This window comes from Mycoplasmopsis gallopavonis (assembly GCF_900660635.1).
Lineage (GTDB): Bacteria > Bacillota_I > Bacilli_A > Mycoplasmatales > Metamycoplasmataceae > Mycoplasmopsis > Mycoplasmopsis gallopavonis.
Window position 1 is genome coordinate 176,210 of record NZ_LR215032.1, and the last position, 18,127, is coordinate 194,336.

14 protein-coding genes are annotated in these 18,127 nt (G+C 29.3%); 2 read left to right on the plus strand and 12 right to left on the minus strand.

Going from position 1 to position 18,127, the window contains the following annotated elements; genetic code table 4:
• Nucleotides 1–46: 46 nt before the first annotated feature.
• The 3 genes from EXC53_RS03120 to EXC53_RS03130 are packed head-to-tail and all read right to left on the minus strand — an operon-like array spanning nucleotide 47 to nucleotide 4,290.
• On the minus strand, nucleotides 47–358 hold the full coding sequence (locus tag EXC53_RS03120; RefSeq protein ID WP_119571893.1) for an ArsR/SmtB family transcription factor: 312 nt from the start codon (nucleotides 356–358) through the stop codon (nucleotides 47–49).
• 1 nt (nucleotide 359) lies between these two features.
• On the minus strand, nucleotides 360–3,947 hold the full coding sequence (locus EXC53_RS03125; protein ID WP_119571894.1) for a DEAD/DEAH box helicase: 3,588 nt from the start codon (nucleotides 3,945–3,947) through the stop codon (nucleotides 360–362).
• Complete coding sequence (locus EXC53_RS03130) at nucleotides 3,928–4,290, minus strand: hypothetical protein (protein ID WP_119571895.1); 363 nt, start codon at nucleotides 4,288–4,290, stop codon at nucleotides 3,928–3,930. The genes EXC53_RS03125 and EXC53_RS03130 overlap by 20 nt, the downstream gene beginning before the upstream one ends.
• Nucleotides 4,291–4,410: 120 nt before the next feature.
• On the opposite strand from EXC53_RS03130, the gene EXC53_RS03135 reads away from it, so the two are divergent.
• Together EXC53_RS03135 and EXC53_RS03140 are read left to right on the plus strand one after the other, a co-directional pair.
• Nucleotides 4,411–5,259 (plus strand): DegV family protein, encoded by an 849-nt coding sequence (locus tag EXC53_RS03135; protein ID WP_119571896.1) that lies wholly within the window; start codon nucleotides 4,411–4,413, stop codon nucleotides 5,257–5,259.
• The gene (locus tag EXC53_RS03140; RefSeq protein ID WP_119571897.1) at nucleotides 5,259–5,534 is read left to right on the plus strand and encodes a hypothetical protein; all 276 of its coding nucleotides are present in this window, start codon (nucleotides 5,259–5,261) and stop codon (nucleotides 5,532–5,534) included. Before EXC53_RS03135 ends, EXC53_RS03140 begins: the two co-directional genes overlap by 1 nt.
• Here the strand turns inward: EXC53_RS03140 and EXC53_RS03145 are convergent.
• From EXC53_RS03145 to EXC53_RS03185, 9 genes are all read right to left on the minus strand, one after another.
• Nucleotides 5,531–6,322, minus strand: coding sequence for a hypothetical protein (locus EXC53_RS03145; RefSeq protein WP_119571898.1), 792 nt, complete (start codon nucleotides 6,320–6,322; stop codon nucleotides 5,531–5,533). The two genes, EXC53_RS03140 and EXC53_RS03145, sit on opposite strands and share 4 nt — an antisense overlap.
• 3 nt (nucleotides 6,323–6,325) lie before the next feature.
• Nucleotides 6,326–7,009, minus strand: coding sequence for a CDP-diacylglycerol--glycerol-3-phosphate 3-phosphatidyltransferase (gene pgsA, locus EXC53_RS03150; RefSeq protein WP_119571899.1), 684 nt, complete (start codon nucleotides 7,007–7,009; stop codon nucleotides 6,326–6,328).
• Nucleotides 6,993–7,604 (minus strand): MHJ_0274 family protein, encoded by a 612-nt coding sequence (locus EXC53_RS03155; RefSeq protein ID WP_119571900.1) that lies wholly within the window; start codon nucleotides 7,602–7,604, stop codon nucleotides 6,993–6,995. The genes pgsA and EXC53_RS03155 overlap by 17 nt, the downstream gene beginning before the upstream one ends.
• Before the next feature lie 8 nt (nucleotides 7,605–7,612).
• Complete coding sequence (locus EXC53_RS03160) at nucleotides 7,613–7,948, minus strand: hypothetical protein (RefSeq protein WP_119571901.1); 336 nt, start codon at nucleotides 7,946–7,948, stop codon at nucleotides 7,613–7,615.
• Nucleotides 7,949–7,972: 24 nt separating this feature from the next.
• Entirely contained in the window at nucleotides 7,973–9,544 is a 1,572-nt protein-coding gene (mgtE, locus tag EXC53_RS03165; protein WP_119571902.1) for a magnesium transporter, read from the minus strand.
• Between the two features lie 4 nt (nucleotides 9,545–9,548).
• A complete protein-coding gene (locus EXC53_RS03170; RefSeq protein WP_119571903.1) occupies nucleotides 9,549–10,133 on the minus strand; it encodes a diadenylate cyclase in 585 nt (194 codons plus the stop codon).
• 3 nt (nucleotides 10,134–10,136) lie between these two features.
• Nucleotides 10,137–10,361, minus strand: coding sequence for a hypothetical protein (locus EXC53_RS03175; RefSeq protein WP_119571904.1), 225 nt, complete (start codon nucleotides 10,359–10,361; stop codon nucleotides 10,137–10,139).
• Nucleotides 10,362–10,525: 164 nt separating this feature from the next.
• The gene (gene metK / locus EXC53_RS03180) at nucleotides 10,526–11,671 is read right to left on the minus strand and encodes a methionine adenosyltransferase (protein WP_119571905.1); all 1,146 of its coding nucleotides are present in this window, start codon (nucleotides 11,669–11,671) and stop codon (nucleotides 10,526–10,528) included.
• Nucleotides 11,672–11,970: 299 nt separating this feature from the next.
• Nucleotides 11,971–18,003 carry a hypothetical protein gene (locus EXC53_RS03185; protein ID WP_119571906.1) on the minus strand — a complete coding sequence of 2,011 codons (6,033 nt, stop codon included), beginning with the start codon at nucleotides 18,001–18,003 and terminating at the stop codon, nucleotides 11,971–11,973.
• Nucleotides 18,004–18,127: the final 124 nt, after the last annotated feature.

Consider the following 18,127-nt stretch of genomic DNA (forward strand, 5'->3'; position numbering starts at 1 on the left):
AAAAATGTATAAAAAAATAGATGAGAATTTCTCATCTATTTTTTTGCTATGTGCTTGAACATTTACATTCAAACTTTTGCATTTCTTCAAGTTTAATAATTTCTTCAAGTAATGCTCCGTATTTATTTTTAAAACTTGGAAGCATATAGTAATAAACAAAAACTCCTACCTTACGGCTTTCAACTACACCTTCACGCTTTAAATCATTTAAATGTTTTGAAATATTTGCTTGTTTTTCACGAAGAATATCAACGAAAGTATTAACTTCACATTCGTTTTCGACACAAGAAAAAAGATGAATAATTAACTTTAATTTAACTTCTTTAGAAAGAAGGGTTAAAAGTTTAGTTGTTTTCATATTAGAAGTTTACTTCATCAAGATCTTGTTTCATCTTTTTAATAAAATCATCATGATCATCAAGGTTTGTAGTTGTTTCTGATTTTTCTAAATGATGTTTTTGCTCTAAAACATCATCTATTTGTTTAGAATCAGAACTTGGTTTAATAGCTTCATTAAGATTTGATTCGGAAGTATTTTCCATTCAAACTTTTACTGTTTTAAAATACTCTTCTGTATTTGTTTGTTTAACTTGTTCTGATTTTTGAGCAACATTGATTTCGACCGTTTTACTAAAATCATTAACTTCTTTAAAGTTTTGAATTTCTGATTCATTAATTTGAACCGTTTGGGTTGCATCATGTAATTTTTCTTGACTAACACCCACTCATGTGTCTACTTCATTGGAAGTTTCTTCAATAATTTGCGGTTCTTTATTTAGTAAATAAGTACTTGTGGCGCCTTCAATTGAACTATTGTAAAAATTACGGATTGCTCCTGGGTTAAAGAATTTTAAAATTTCATTTTGCAGCTTAATTCAAGAAATTGGCGTAATTACTTCAATATCATATTTCTTAGATACTAAGAAACGAATTTTATCACGCATTTTAGCGTAATTAATTGGTTTAGAAGCATAATTATAAGTATCAAAAATAAAGCTTTTATATGGGATTTTGTTGACTGTGATAACAATATCAATTGTCATTGAACCAACAATATAATCTCTAAAAATTTCACAATTAGGAATTTGACGTGTTAAATCTCTAAGATATGAATAAACTTTAAGTTTGAATCATTTTTCCTTTTCACTTAAAATTTCATCAATTTCCTCTGGTTGTTTAAATGAATCTTTAAGAAGGACTCTTCGTCCCTCGATTGAAAGCTCTAAGAAATCTAATCATTTTTTAAAGATTTTTAAATCCTCTTGCATATTTGGAGTGAGCGGAATATCGCTTGAATTAATTGTTTTTAAAACAATCATTTTTTCCTTGGCTCTCGAAATAGCGACATTTAATGCATTTTTTCCACCAGGACGAGCAACATATGAATATTGAATCTTAGTATTTTTATCGTAAGCTAGCGTTGCAATAACAAGATCAGCTTCATCACCTTGAATATTTTCGATATTTCTAATTAATAAACGACGTTTTTTGATTGCCTCTTCTAGTTCAGGATGATTTCTGAAAATTAATCAAGTAATATAATCACTTTGTTTTCCATTAAATCCTAAAATAATAATTTTTTCATATTTATCAAGGTTTTCGATTGCAATTTCAATTGCTTTTTTAGCTTCAGCAACATTCTTTTGATTTTCTCAAGCTCCATCTTCAACTTGAATTACCTCAATTGGATTAGTGCTTCATGATGTAGCTGAATCAATTGCATCGAGTGTTGAATTATAAAAGTGTTTACTTGAAAAAGTCATCAGTGCCGCATGATTTGAACGATAGTTTTTGTCAAGTAAAATCGGAAAGACACCAAGAGAAAGAGCATAATCTAAAAGTGAGTCAACTTGACCAAAAATTGAATCATCACTTTGTCTTGTTCCAAATCAATTATTTGGTTTCATTTGTTGAGTATCACCAGCTAAAATTTTACGTTTAGCTAAGTATAAAATAGGTAAACCATTTTCAATAAAAATTTGACTTGATTCATCTAAGATTGCATAATCGAATTCGTTTTTGGTTCAACCTGATAAATCTGTATTTGGAGTTGCGATAATAATTGGGAAAATCTTTTTAATAATTGCAGAATATTTTTTAATAAAACGATATGGTTCATAGTTAACAATTCTAATACTTTGAGCAAATTCACGATAAAGCATTCTTTCTTCTTCGTTAAAATTAGCAATTGTTTTGAAAATTCTTTCTAAAACAACATTTTTAATCGCTTCTTCATCAGAAATTGTATTGGCATATGAAATATTTTCTTCAAGTTTCATAAGTTCGTTAATTCGATCAAACGGATTATTTGTTTGTTCTTTATCATAACCAATTTCACGCATAAATTGCATCAAGTCATGAAGTGTTCCAGTAAAACCTGTTAAGTGTGAATCAATCTCTTGACCTAAACGACGAAGTTCAAAATACTTACGAACAAAAGGAAGGAAAGTTAAATCATGATTTTTTAACAATTCTTTGGCAGTTTCACCTTGTTTAAATGGAACTTGTGGATAGAAAACATCTTTTGGTAAATCAACTATAAATCCCATTTCCTTATCAAAATCAAAGTCTTTTTTATGAACACTAATGTAGTAATAAGCTTTTAAAACAAGTTGTGAAGTTGGATCACTTAAATATTCACTTGCTTTCGCAATGAAATTAAGCTCCTGAGCAGTAATTGTACTGCAATGTTTGATTTGATTATAAGAATCAAAATTCTCAATCATTTCTAAGTAATTTTGAATTGGTTCATAAAAACTACTCTTTTTCATCTCCTTAGAGTTAGAAATAAAGAGTGCAAATGGATTTAATTTATTTAGACGTTGATAAATAACTTCAAGTGCAGCTCTTTTTTGAGAAGCCACAATTGCTGTTTTACCATAAACTAAAATATTCGCAATCAAATTAACAATTGTTTGAGATTTACCTGTACCCGGAGGACCTCAAATAACTGTATTTTGGTTAAGAGAACTAAGAATTGCTCGATCTTGTGAAAGATTTGATTCAGTAATTTTAAAAAGTGCTAAATTTGGGTTGAAAATTGAACGATCAATTTTATTTTTGTAAATATTTTTATTGAATTCAACATCAATAATTTCATCAATTTCTCCATTTTGAATAATTTCTTTCATTCTTGTTCTTGAAAATCCTCCACCTGGTTGGAAGATACCTAAAACAGCTCCTGGAAAGAAACTAAGTGAAGGGTTTTGAATTTCATCAGGACGAAACTTTTTAAAATTTTCAACAATGTTAAGCGGAATATTGTAAAGTCCATTTCAATGAGTTTGTAAATTACGTAACAGAGTATTAATTTCAAATTCTTTAACTTGATCATCTAAATAAAGATCGAAACCTTGATTGCTTAAAAAGAAAAGTAATTTTTCGTTAATTTTGATATCACCATTTGAACTTAAATATGGCCGACCATTTTTAAATTGGATATGAGCTTCTTTAAAGAAAAGTGGAGCATAAATTGCTTTATCTTCTTTTCTTAAAGATACAAATAAAAATCCTAAGTGTAATGGTCAAATATTGGTTTCATCTAAAATATTGATTGTTTTATCATTTAAAACTTTTCATTTTAAAAGTGATTTTTGAATTTTTACTTCTAGGTTTCCAATTACTTTATCTCTCATTTTTAAATAATTGTGGCGAATTTGTCCAATTTCATCTTCTTTAATGTTAGTTCATTCTTTTAATACCCGAATAAAATCTTCGATGTTCGAAGTTTCTTTAAGCTTAGTAACAACTTTACTAAGCCCCATTTCATAAAGGCTAACTTCAAATGTTTCCAAACGACAAATTCGTTCAAAATCTTCTGGCCGAACTAATGAAAGAATATCAAAGTAATCTTTATCATTAACTTTTGTAAAGATTGCTGAGTCATTATTAGAAACTTCAAGTAAGTTATCTAAAATAACTTTATATTTATTTTGCTGTGAGATCATTGTTTAACTCCTTTGCTACTGCTTGACTAAATTCGCCAAGAATAATTGAAAGACTATCACTTTTTGCAAAAATTCCACTCACTGCTTTTAAATCTCTAATCGCAATAAGATTTACTTTGGTAATATCTTTCACTTGAATAATAACTCTTGATGGTTTTGTTTCAACACTTAAAATATTTGTAACCGAACCAAGAAATTCTTTGAGGTTTTCAATTTTAAATGGAATCTTAGAAACTTGATAAAATGTGTTTTTTTGATGTTGTGTTTGTTTGTTTCAAAAAATTCAAATTAAACCAAATGTAATGATTGTTAAAAAGATCATTTTAAACTTGTGCTTTTTCATGTTTAAATTATACTATATTGCTCTTTTTTAATGAATTTTAAATCAAACACAAACACTAAATTTATAAGCTGGAAAATTTAAAAATCATAAGAATTTACTGAATTGTAATATAATTTCACTATGAAAAAATTAGGAATTATTATTGATTCTTTTTCAGGAGTATCACAAAGCTTTGCTCATGAATTAGGATACCATTTTTTACCCTTACAAGTAGAATTAGATAATGTTAAATATGAAGATGGAGTCGTTGAAAGTCAAACTATTTTAGAAAAATTAACAAATGCCGAATCTTTTTTAACTAGCTTGCCTCGCTTAGAATTAATCGAAAAAGCAGTTGAAGCTGCAAGCAAAGAGTTTCAAGATGTTCTTGTTTTAACAATTAATGAAAATCTTTCTTCGACAAGTAGATACATTCAAACTATTGCACATGATTTCCCGAATGTTAAAGTTGTTAATAATCACTTCACCGGAATTCAAATTATTAAAGTTGCTAAATATGCTCAAAAACTCTACCAACAAGGTCTAGCTCTTGATCAAATTATTGAAAAAATCAACAAAATTAATGAACAATCTTTAACTATTTTGGTTCCAACTAATTTAAAATACATCTTAAAAGGTGGAAGATTAAATACTTTGAAAAAATTAGTTTTAAACACTATTATGATGATTCCGATTTTAAGTTATAACTTAGATGGAACTGTTGGTATGATAAATTTAAAACGTACCCTTAAAGGGGCAATTAACAAAGCGATCGATCGTGTTGAAGAATTTATTGCAGAAATTGGATTACAAAATTATGAGTGCAATTGAATGCACGGGGTTGATTCAAAAGTAAATCAAATGGTTGTTGCTTTATGTAATGAACGTGGAATAAACTTAGCAAATGAACAGTTAACTTCAAGTGCAATCGCAATTCATACTGGACCTGAAGCATTCGCAATTACAGTTATGCCTAAAATTGAGGATTAATGTTTTTTTGAAATTGATATAAAAATCGCAAGCGTAAAAATAAATTACCAAAAGCTTCAGCTCCGCTTGTAAGTTTGAATTGAAAAATTGACAAAGAGCAACAACGCTTGATTGAACACATTGTTGAGGAACAAAAAATTCTTGTCGATGAAGCTCGAATTCAAGAATTAAAAAAATATCGCAGAACTTACATTTCTGCAATTAGTGCGATTATTTTAATTTTAATTAGTTGCTTATCACTTGTTGGATATTATTTCTACCAAACTTTCTTTTAAATCAAATAAAATAACGAAATAAGCAAACTATTAGTGCAATAAAAAATAATAGTAATTTGCATTTGAACCAGATTAGTTACTAATCTGGTTTTTCTTTGTCAAATTGCTAATAAAAATGTAGCAAAAGCAACGTATAAATTTGTTGGATAATTAAATTGACCAAGTAGAGAAATTCAAGCTAATGTAAGAAAACAAGCTAATGCTGATAACATTTCCTTGAATAAAACATTTTGCAAACTTACTTTAAAATTGAGTTTATATTCAATTAAAAAGACTAGCAGAATAAAAATGAAAATAAAACAAAATTGATAACTAATAACTTTTTTACTAAGTGAATTTGTTCCAATAAAAAGATCTTTATATTCTGGTTTTCTTTTCAAAAAGAAAAAAGCAAGAATAAAAGCTGACAGAGCAGCAAAAAGATGCACCAACAATAAAATTAAGACATTTAAAGCAAGAATCTTCGAAGCTTGATTTAAGCTAATAAATTCAATTAGTTCCACACATAAAAATAAAAGTGTACCCATTGGATTAATAATAGGAACTAGTTCATTATAGCTAAGCATTGGACTTTTACTAACAAAAAAGAGCATTTTCAATATACTAAGTGAAAGCAAACTTGAACCAAGAATACCTAAACTATAAATTATTGAAAATGCTAATTTAATTTTTATTTTTCTTTTTGCTAAATAAGTGGATACAAAAGAGATTAAAATCAAAAAAAGTAAACCACAATATTCTGAAATAGCAACTTCTCAAATAAAATTTTGAGTTAATAATAAATGCATAAATTAATAAGTTTTAATGTAGTGTTTAATTTTTTGAAAGTACTCAAATCCTGAAACGATAGATAAAATTGCTGCGGCAATTACAAAAATACCAAGACCATATGAAACTCAGTAAGGAACAGAATCAACTAAAATAAAGTTCAAGTTTAATGTACCGATATGATTGAGATCAATTATTTGACAAATAATGACTCCTAATAATAGAAACACAATACCAAAACTTAAAAGAATAGTTTTAATTTTACCAAGAAAATCAGCTGCAATACTAATTTGATTTTTAGTCATAATAACTCTAAAACCTGCAACAACTAAATCTCTTAAAATAAAAATAAAAACAACTCATAAAGGTAAATAACTTTGGGCAGTTAAATAAATTAAAGTAAGGTTAGTAATTGCTTTATCTGCAATAGGATCTCATAATTTACCAAAATCAGTTACTTGATTGTATTTACGAGCAAGAAAACCATCTAAAAAATCGGTTGTCATTGCTACGATGAAAATCAGTAAAATAGTAAGATTAATTCAAACTAAATGATAAGAAGAAAATCAAACTGATGATGTAGTTGCAATTGACATTAAAATTACTAGCGGCAGAATTAAAATGAGTCTCAATAAAGTTAATTTATTAGGTAAATTCATCTTTCGTAAATTTGAAAAATTAAACTGATTTTTATTTGAGGAACTCATGATACTCCTTGGTTGTATCTTGTTCAATTAAATCTTGTTTTCTTGTTTCGACAAAAGCGGTTTTGCTAAGATCATCTAGTTCTTGCTGAGCAGTTACTAAATTATTTTCTAAATATTCTTTAAAAGTTGGTAAATGCTTTTCTCAAAGATTAGCATTAGTATCTTTTAATTTAAAAAGATTCTTTACAAATAAATTGTGCAATTCAGTTTCTTTGAAGCAAGCTTGAAAACGAACACTTTTAATTTCTTTTTCAAGAACTTGTTTAGCTGCACGGTTTAAATCCGACATTTTGTATTCACCAATACTTGGAACAAAGTCTGCTTGACTTTGTTTGTTTAATTCTCATAATTTAAGTAATTTAACATTAAGTTCTCAAAAATAAATTGCAGTTTCTCTTTGCAATTCAAAAGTAGCTTCACGTAATTTCTTTTTATCAATTTTGTCTTTAATTCATGAATAAGCAAAGAAAATTAGAATTAATAAAACTAAAATTCCAAGCACAATTCATAAAAGAATTGAACTATCACCACTAAAAATTGATGAACTTGATGAATTATTAGTTTCTGCTTTTAAAGTTTCTAAATTGGTAATCATAATACCTCCTATTTTTTAATTTTTAAACTTCATTTTGGATCTTTGGTTACTACAAAGCTTTCAATTACAACTTGCATTTCTTCTTCGGTCAGTTTTTCACCACGATTTAATAAATTAAATAAATATTGACTATATTTACGATAATCAATTCGTGGTTTTGCTTCAACAAGCTCATAAGTAACTCATCCACCATCACTTAATGGTTCGCTAAATTCAATTTCTGTATCACGAACTAAATCTTTAAGCATTTGATTAATTTCTTTTACTTTTTGTTTTGCAATTAAAAGTTCTTCAGCTAAAAGCTTAACTCTTTCAATATCGGCAACACGTGTGTCGTTTGGCATAACTTCTCCTTTAAAATGAAAATTCTAAACTCAAAAATTAAATTGAGTTAAGCTTGGTAAATTTTGAAAGTCTAAAGCTAACAGAGTATTTGTAGCAGCTTCAATACCTTCTTTAGCAACTTTAGCTTTCTCAAACGATCCGATTCAACCTGCTTTTGCAGCCATTCAAAGCACAAACATATTTAAACAAAAGAAAATTAAAGTTGAAAGAGCATCACTTAATGTTGCTAAAATTGGTGCTGACATAACAGCTGGATCTTTGTTAAATTTAATTGCAACTAACGGGATAATTGTTCCTAAAAACTTTGCAAAAATAATAACTAAGAAAAGCGATAAAGAACTAGCGATAATTATAAAACTAAGTTCGCTTCATCCTGAATTTCCACGAAATGCAGGAACCGCAAAATAAATATAAAGACGAACTACATTAGCAACAAACATAATCAGTCCAATGACTGTTCCAACTCTTAGTTCTTTATTAACTACTTTTCATAAATCTTGATCTTCAATATCTCCAAGAGCAGAAGCACGAGTGATTGTGGTTGAACTTTGACTTCCTGCATTTCCAGCTGATCCTGAAATAATTGGAATAAGACCAACTATTAAAGCTGATGAAATTGAAATACTAAGTCCATTAATAAAAGTTTCTGAAAGATCGGTAAATTGTTGAATAATAAATTGACTCATGGTTGAAGAAACCATCAAAATTAAAAGTCAAAATACCCGTGATTTAACAATTTGCATCACACTTGTTTTTAAATATGATTCTTCTGCTGCCTCGGGGTTAATTCCAGCAAGTTTATACATATCTTCTGTTGCTTGCTCTTGAATAACATCGATAACATCATCGGAAGTAATCATACCAATTAAAAAATTATCTTTAGAAACTACTGGTAAGGTTGAACGATCTTGTTCGGAGAAAACAATTGCAGCATCTTCTTTATCATCTTCTGGATGAACTGACGCAACAACACTATAAAGTTCGCTTAATAGTGCTTCATCATTACTAAAAACAAGTTCTTCTAAAGTGATATCACCAAGCAGTCGTCCAGAGTTATCAACTACATAGAAGTTATGACTAAATTCACTTTTAGTATTTTTATAATCGCTTTTGATTTTCTTAATTGCTTTTTTAACTGTTCATTCGTCCTTTAAAAAAGTAATATCAACAGCCATAATACTTCCGATTTGATCTTCATTATAGTTAAAAATCGAATTTAATTTTTTACGGGTTTCTTCATCTGTTGAAAGTAAAATTTTCCGCATTAAATTAACGGGTAAATCTTCAAGAACATCAGCAAGTTCATCTGTTTGCAGTTCATTTAAAATCTTTAAACCTCACTCTTCTGTAAAAGAAGTAGCAAGCGAAGCTTTAAGCTCATCTTCTAAATAAGCAAAAATTTCAGCAGCATCTGAGGTTCTTAAAACTCTTAAAACATAAACTTGTTCAAAAGTTTCAAGTTGTTCAATTGCCTCAGCAAAGTCAGCGGGTGTGTATTCTTCTTCTAAATCTCGAATTGGTTTAACTGCTTTATTTTTAACAGCTTCCTTTAATTCTAAAATTAGAGATTCTTTAAGTTTATCTGTAAATTCCATTTAATTAGTTTTCTTGTAAATATTTAATAAGTTGTTCTTGGAATTCTTCAATTTTAATATTATGAATTCCATTACCCTTAATAATTTTTACACTCCCTGTTTCCTCGGATACAACAATTGTTGTTGCGTCACTTTGTTCTGAAATACCTAAAGCTGCACGATGTCTTGAACCATAATTATTTTCAATACTACGTTTTGTAATTTTGTAAAAAGTAGCTGCATAATAAATTTTATTTTGACGAATCACAACAGCACCATCATGAAGTGGTGAATTTTTATTAAAAATAGCAATTAAAAGTGCACTCGAAATATTCGCATTTAAAATCACACCATCAGTTCTTAAATTATCTAAATTATCAGCATTTTCAATTGTAATTAAAGAACCAATTTTGTGTTTAGAAAAATATTCAACACTTTCTCTTAATTGGTTAATCAAACGAATTTGACTGCTTTTTCCAAGTTTTTCGTATTTAGCTTTTCTAAATTTGCTATTAATAAAATTATTAATGTATGGTCAACCCAAAATAACACAAACAATAACTAAAACAAATAAGTTTACTGTAAGTAAAATTAAAAGTGCAATATGCATTTATTAACCTACATAAAGAGCAACTACCATTAAAATTACAATTAATAATAATGAACCAGTAGCTGCAAAAAGATTACGAATAAGATCCTGTTTATATCACGGTAAGCTTAATTGTTCTTTCTTGTATTTTGCCTGTTCTTGTTCTTTTTGAGCTTTTAAAATTGCATGCTGGATTTCTTGTTTTCTAAACTCAATTAAATCCATTTTTAAGTTTTGTTCTTCTTGCATGACTACTCCTTTCATTAAATTAAATTTAATATATTTATATTTTAATTTTTTCTATTAAAAAGATAAATAAAAAAGCAAATAAAAACAAGAAAAAAGAGGGGATAAATCCCTTCTTTGTTTTTGGATTTGCTATTTTTACCAAATTGATTTTCACAATAGAAAAATTACTTAGCTTTTTCTAAATACTCAGCAATTTTAGCTTTTAAAATTTCAACTTTATCAAGTGCTTCTCACGAAAACTTTAAATCTGTTCGTCCAAAGTGTCCATAATAGGCAGTTTGAGCAAAAATTGGTTTTCTTAAATCAAGTGATTTAATAATTCCTTTTGGTGTTAAATCAAAAGTTTCGATAATTGCTTGTTCAATTAATTCTGGTGATACTGTTTCAGTTCCGAAAGTTTCGACCATAATAGATACTGGCTGAGCAATTCCAATTGAGTAAGCAATTTGAATTTCACATCTTTTAGCTAGTTTGGCTGCAACAACATTTTTTGCAATTCATCTTGCTGCATAAGCTGCACTACGGTCAACTTTGGTTGCATCTTTTCCGCTAAAAGCTCCACCACCATGGCGTGCAGCTCCACCATATGTATCAACAATGATTTTTCTTCCTGTTAATCCGGTATCTCCAATTGGTCCACCAATAACAAATTGTCCAGTTGGGTTAATTAAGACATTTTTTGGAAAACTAAGATTATACTTTTCTAGAACAGGTTTAATAATTTCATTACGAATAAAATCTTTAAATTCAAGCTCATTAAATTTTTCTGAGTGTTGGATACTTAATAAAATTGTATCTACTTCTACTTTTTCTTGATTTGTATAATCTAATGTCACTTGTGATTTCATATCTGGACGAGCTCATTTAAATGTGCCGTCTAAACGCTTTTTCTCAGCTAATTTCACTAATTCATGTGCTAATGTAATTGCTAATGGCATGTATTCAGGAGTTTCGTCTGTTGCATAACCAAACATTAAACCTTGGTCACCAGCTCCAATTTCTTCACCTCTTTCAACACCCATTGCAATATCCGGACTTTGCATTTTAATATCAGTTTGGAAACTTGTTCGTGCTGTGTAATATCCTAATTCTTTTAAGATATTAATTGCAATTTCAATAACATTAACTTCTACAACCGAATTAACTTCACCGGCAATAAAAATATTATGTCCACTTGCCATTGTTTCAATCGCAACTTTAGCGTGTGGGTCAAGACGCATATATTCGTCTAAAATAGCATCAGAAATTTGGTCACATAATTTGTCAGGATGACCTCTTCCAACTGATTCACTTGTAAATAATTTTCTCATAAATTCTCCTAACGCTTACGCATACGTACGGAGTTAAGGATAGATGCATGTTAACTAATGCTCGGCATTAATCCTCACTATCCACCTTGCTAAAAAATTAGCAGGTTGGCAATGGTCAAAGCTGTTAAGCTACCATACTCTTGATGCAAGTAAGCTATACAATTATATTTTAAAAATCTTGAAAATCAAATTAAAAAAGAAAAATACTCACCTGGTGTAGTGAGTATTTTGTTTATAGAATTCCATTTCATTCTAACTCATCATAGTTTTCTAAATATGTGGTGAGGATATTTATTTTATTAATTTGAACTTGATGTAGTAGTTGGGAATAAAACTTCTTTCATTGCATCAACAGATGTTCTAAGAGCAGAGTTGTATGCATCTAATTTAGAAGCATTTTCTTCTTTACCTTTGAATTCTGTTTGAGCATCTTCAGAAACAAATTGTAATCTTGCTGTTGAGTTTTGTAATAATTTTGTTGTTTCAATAATTGTTGTTCTTGCACTTTCTTTATCTTGTGCAGATGAATTATTATCTTCAAGAATAGCATTTTGTTTCTTAATTTCTTCTTGATATCCAGTTAATTGTTTTTGAATTTGTTCTTTAACTTTATCATCAATAGATTTCTTAACTGCAAGAACTTCTTGTGTTTTAGTTTCAATTTCTTGTTTTGCTGCTGAAGCTTGTTCATCAGTAACTGTTGTTGTATTATCTGCTAATTTAGCTTCATAATCAGCAACTGCTTGAACAAGTTGTGCTAATTTAGCTTTACCTTCCTCTTCTCATTTATCAAGATATGTTTTTGTTGAAGCATTTTCTTGTGAATATTGTTTGTAAAGACTATTTTCGCCTACTAATGGTGACATAAGTTTTTCAAGATCTTTTGCTTTTGTAATAGCAGCATTAGCTTCTTCTCTTGCTTTAATTGATTTTAATTCATTTGTTTTTTCATTGTAAATTCTATCTAATTCTTCGATAGGTGTTGAATCTACATCTTTTTCTTTAATTAAAGCTTCAATTGCGGCAATTTGTGATTTAGCTTCTTCTGAAAGAGGATTAATTTCTTTAACAGCTTTAAGAGCTTCATTGTATGCATCTCTAAGACCTTTAAGAAGCTCTGCTCTTTCAAGTCTTTCTCTAACAGATGTAACTTCTTCTCTTGTTTTAGCTACAAATAAATCGTGTTCTAGTTGAACTCTTTCTTCATTTGTTAATGTAGCGTTGTAAATTCTTCCAAGAAGTTTGATTCTTCTGTCTTTATTTTGAACAATTTCAGGTGTTTGAGAATCATTTAAATAGTAAAGGCTTGCATATTTTTGAATTAATGAAATAACCTCTGGATCTGTGATTGATTCTTCCATTTTTCAAGCTTCTGTTGTATCTGATTTTGTTATTAACAACATTGGTAATAAATCATCAGCAATTCTTCTGTTTGCTTTTCTTAATACTTCTAATTCATCATAAATATTTGAAATTGTAACAATTTTACCGTCTAATTTAACATAAGTTTGTAAATTATCAGATCCTTCAGCGAAATCTTTTGTAGATTTTGCAAGAACTTGAATTCTATCATTATTTTTATTAATTGTTGGTTGGATTGAAGCACTAACTTCATTTGAAACTGTCTCAAATTCTTCTTTAAGTTCATTCGCTTGATCTTTGTATGCTTTGATTTGATCAGCTAAAGTAATATTTTCTTTTCTTAATGCTGCTGAAAGGTCATTTTCAGATTGTTGAATTTGTGTCTTGTACTCTTCACCATATCCTTTTTGAGCTCCGTCAACTAAATGTGAAAATTTATTAAGAACATCAACTAATGATTCGAATCTTGCTTTATATTGTTCGTATTGAACTTTAGCAAGTTTTAATGTAATATTTTGAATTGCTTCTTGGTTGTAAATTTTAGCTGCTTCTACAACATCATCTGTTTGTGCAGCTCTTGTTTGAAGATCTGCCATTTCAGTTTTTGCAGAATCTAAAGCTGCTTTAACAACTGATTCTTGTGCTAAAAGTAATGCATATTCTGTGTCTTCTGCTTTTGTTTTGTCAGCAGGACGAGTAATTGTTTTTGTTAATAATTCAACAAATCCTTCGTATTCTTTGTATGCTTGTGCAACTGTTGCATTCATGATGCTTGCTTTTACTCATTTAATTGCTTTTTCGAATTCTGCAATCATATCTGGAGTAAATTCTGCAAATTTAGAATCATCATTTGTGTAAGTTCTGAATTTTTCTGTTGTTAATTCAGATGTTAATGCATCGTTTAATGCTTGAAGTTTTTCTTTAATTGTGTCAGCTGTTCTTTCTTTTTTATCAAGTTCAGCTTTTAATTCATCAATTTTTGATCGAACATTTTCTTTATCAACTAATTTCTCTAATGTTAAAGCTTTTTCTGCTAATTTAATTGTAACATTTGATTGAGCTTCAGCAATAGCTTTTTCAATGATTGCTTTTCCTTCTGGATTAGAATCTGTATGTTTTGTAGCTTCTGCTTCTGCTTCTTTTACTTGAGCTTCAAAATCTAATCTTGCTTTTTCATATTTTGAAGCAGCAAGTTCGTTTTCATATTTCTTAGTATCTGTTAAGTATGTTTCAAATGTTTCGTTGTTTGGATCAAATTCTTTAGCAGCAGCTTCTGCAAGAACTTTGTCAATTGCTGCAATAAGAGCTTCATATCTAGCTTTATTTGCATCTGTAGCTAATGATGCTCTATAAGCTTTAAGAGCTTCAATTGAAGCTAAGTAAGCAGCTTTAACTGGTTTTAATAAGTTATCGTAAATGTATGAAGTATTTGCTGGTAATTCAGGTGCTTCAAATGAAATTCCAGGAATTTTAGCATCTTCTAATAATTTAGCAAGTTTGCTTGAAGTTGATTTAGCATCTTGATAGTCAAGTGTACCTAAAACTTCAATATCATGTTTTAATAATTGTCTTACATCACCAGATTTTGGTTGAGCAACGAATTTAATTAAATCATCTTCTGTAAATAAAGCTTCACGATTTAATTCATTTGTTGGATCTACAAATTCATGTTTAAGAACACCAACAAGTAAAGCTTGTGTATTTCTGTAAAGTTTGTAAAGTCTTTCTTGTTCTCTTTTGTGAACTTCGTGTGAATGAATTTTTTCATTAGCATCTGTAATATCTCTTGATTCTGGGTTAATAACTTTTTTGTAGTTAGCGTTTTCTAAATCAAGTCCAAGATCAGTTGCTAATTGTTTTGTGGCATCAATAAATTCTTTTGCTTTAGAATCATATTCTTTACCTTTTCCAAGAATTTCAGCTTTTTTCTCTTCATTACCTGAGTTATATTCGTTTTCTCATGTTGAAAGTAATGAAATTAAATCTGATTCTTGTGGTAAAGCAGCAAGTTTTTCTTTGTATGCATCTAATTTTGCTTTTTTAGCTTCATCATTAACAAAAAGTGGAGCTTGTTCATCGTATAAAGCTTGTGCAGCTTTTTTAACAGCTAATAATTTAGCAGTTGGTAATTTGATTTCATTGAATGCTTTAATTTGATCTTTAGATCTTAAGTATTCTGCATAAGCACCGTCTTTGTTTGATTGAAGGTTTTCGTTAGCTGCTGTGTTAGCTCTTCAAACTGCGTTTTGAACTAATTTAATTGCTTCTTTGTATTTATCTACTGAAATTGTTTTATCAGTTTTTGCATTAGCAATTAAATCTCTTGATTTTTTGATGTATGTTTCGTAAAGACCTTGTGGGTTTAAACGTTCATTATCTTTATAGATAGGAATTAAGTGGTTTGTTTCTCAAATTGTTTTTTCGTATTCATATCTAGCTTTATCAAGTTCGATTGCTGCGATTGAATCTTTTAAAATTTCTACAGCTTCTCTATATTTTGGAAGAACTGTTTTTGCAAGAGTTGTTCAGTCTTGTGGATGAACAGGATTTTCTTCTCTTGTAATTTCTGTAGCATTTAATGCATCAACGATTGCTTTAGCTGCTTCTAAAGCATTATTAAAGTTTGTAACTGGTTCGTAAGCAGCAACTTCATTTACATAGTAAGTTGTATCACCATCTACTGTAGTATTTGGAAGACCTGGAAGAGCAGGTAAGTTTGTAAATCCACCTTCTTGTAATTTAGCGTTAACTAAAGCTTTGTATGTTTCGTATTGGAAGTTTCCTAAAGCATTAACTGATTGTACTGCTTGATCATAGTAATCAGAAGCAAGTTCGTAATCTGTTTTTGCTTGTTCTTGTTCTTCCCCTTCGACTTGTTTCTTGTCACTAACTTCTTTATCAACAACTGAATTTAAAGCATCTTTAAGTGCTTGTGTTGCTTCAGAATATGGTGTTTCTTTGATAATTTCATTTTTATTAGTAACAACTTTATCAAGGAAGTTTTTGATTAATTCTTTAGCTTTCTTATCAGCGTTTGATAAGTTTTCTTTACCTTTTTCAATTACAGCTTGGTAAAGATCTAATCAATAAGCAGCTTCTAATGTGTTAACAAGACCAAATTGTGCATCAGAAGTTGTTTGTGTTGATGTTGATGAAGTTGTATTTGCAACTAAATCAGCTTTGTCTGCATCAGAAATATCTTTTGATTCTTTAACTGAATCTAAAATTTGTTTTACTCTCTTGAAGCTTTCTTCTGTTCCTACGTAAATTTCTTGAGGTGTTAAGTAAAGTTTAGAAGCATTTTTAAGTTCTTCTTGTAATACTGATACACTTCCTAAAATTGAACCAAGATCATGTTTTGCTTCACCTTCGTTTAATGAAGAGTTAACTAAATCGATAATTAATTGGTAAAGTTTTCTGTTTTGGTTTGATTGATCTAAAATCTTTTGATATTCATCAAATGATTTTGTAAGCATTGAGCTAACAAATGTTTGCACAGCAGCATTAATTTGTTCTTTAGCTGTTTGGTAAACTTGTGTTGTTTTCTCTGTAGCAGCATCAACTGATTGTTTAGCTGAATTTGCAGCTGCTTCTAAAGCATTAACAAGATCTGCTGAACCTTCAACTTTTTCATATGAAGCTGTTGTTTCTGTAACTGGTGTTGTTTTATTTACTAATTTTGTTGCATGTTCAAAAGCTCTTTCGTAGAATCTCTTTTGAAGTGCAAAGTTATCATCAGCTTTCACAACTTCAATTGATTGAACTTGTGTATCGTAAAGAGATTTAACGATGTTGTCAGCTCTTGTATCAAGTTCTGATGTAGCATATACATTGTTATCAAACTCAGCAAGTTTTTCTGTTGTGTATTCTCTTGCGTGTTTGTCTTCGCTATTTGTTCTTTCGTTATTTACAACTACACCTGTATCTGTAAATACTTCATGAGCAACAAGTTTTTTAGCTGATGTTGCAGCATCAAGATAAGCTGTATGAGCAGCTCTAAGTTCGTCATTTACTCTAGCTTTTTCAGCTTTAGCAGCTTTAAGAGCATCTGTTAAGTTTTTAACTAAAGTAGGGAAACCACTAAATGTTTTGAAGTTTTCAATAAATGTAACTTCGTTGTAGCTTTTGTTTGTAGCAACTTCTCTAGCATCAATGTAAGCTCTTCAAAGTTTGTTGAAAATATTTGTAGTTGTAGTTTCTTGGTAACGTCTTTTGAAGTTTTGTGATGCATCAAATGGAGTTTCTTCATTTTGTACATCAGCAACTGATGATAATAATACTCTATCATTATCTTGGTATGTTGCATTGTTGTGAACAAGATCTTTAGCTGTGTTTTTGTTGAAGAAGTCAAGAACTTCTTGGTTTAAAGCACCTTGAACTACTTTAAGTCCTAAAAGAACAAGAATACTGTGTCCTTGTGTAGGTGTTTTAACGTAGTTTTTCTCAAGAGCGTTTTGTGCATCTTGAACGATTTTAGTTTTCTTAACTTCATCACTAAATGAGTTAATTAAGTTTCTAATTTCTGTTTTCTTAGCGTCTGTTTCTCTTGCGTTTTCTCTAAGAGCTTCCTCAAGAGCTTGTTGAGCTTCAACAATTTTCTTAGCTAATTTTCTGTATTCATCATTTGTGTAATCTCTATTTAATTTAGCATTTTCTGCTTCTTTTTGTAAAGCTTCCACATTTGCTAATGCTTTAGCAATAGCTTTTGGTTCGTGGTATTTTGAAAGTGAGTTAAATGTATCAACAACTCAACCATCAAATTCTGCAGGTAATTCGAAAGCTTCTCTTGCTTTAGCAGCTGATACTTCAGAAGCTGTTAAAGCTGAATCTAATTCATTAAGAGCTTGTTTTCTTTCTTTAGCTGCTTTAGCTTTGGCGTCGGCTGTAACTGCTACCGGTATAGCTACAACACCTGTTCCTACTAAAACACCCGCAACTCCTAAAAGTAAATATTTACTTTTTTTAGTCATTTTATTCCTTTCATAAATTAAAAATATTTTAATCTAGGTTGTTTAATATTTGTGTTTGTATTACTTAATTTTGCAATTAAATAATCTCTTTGATATCAAAAATTGTATTTTGCAAAATTGATTG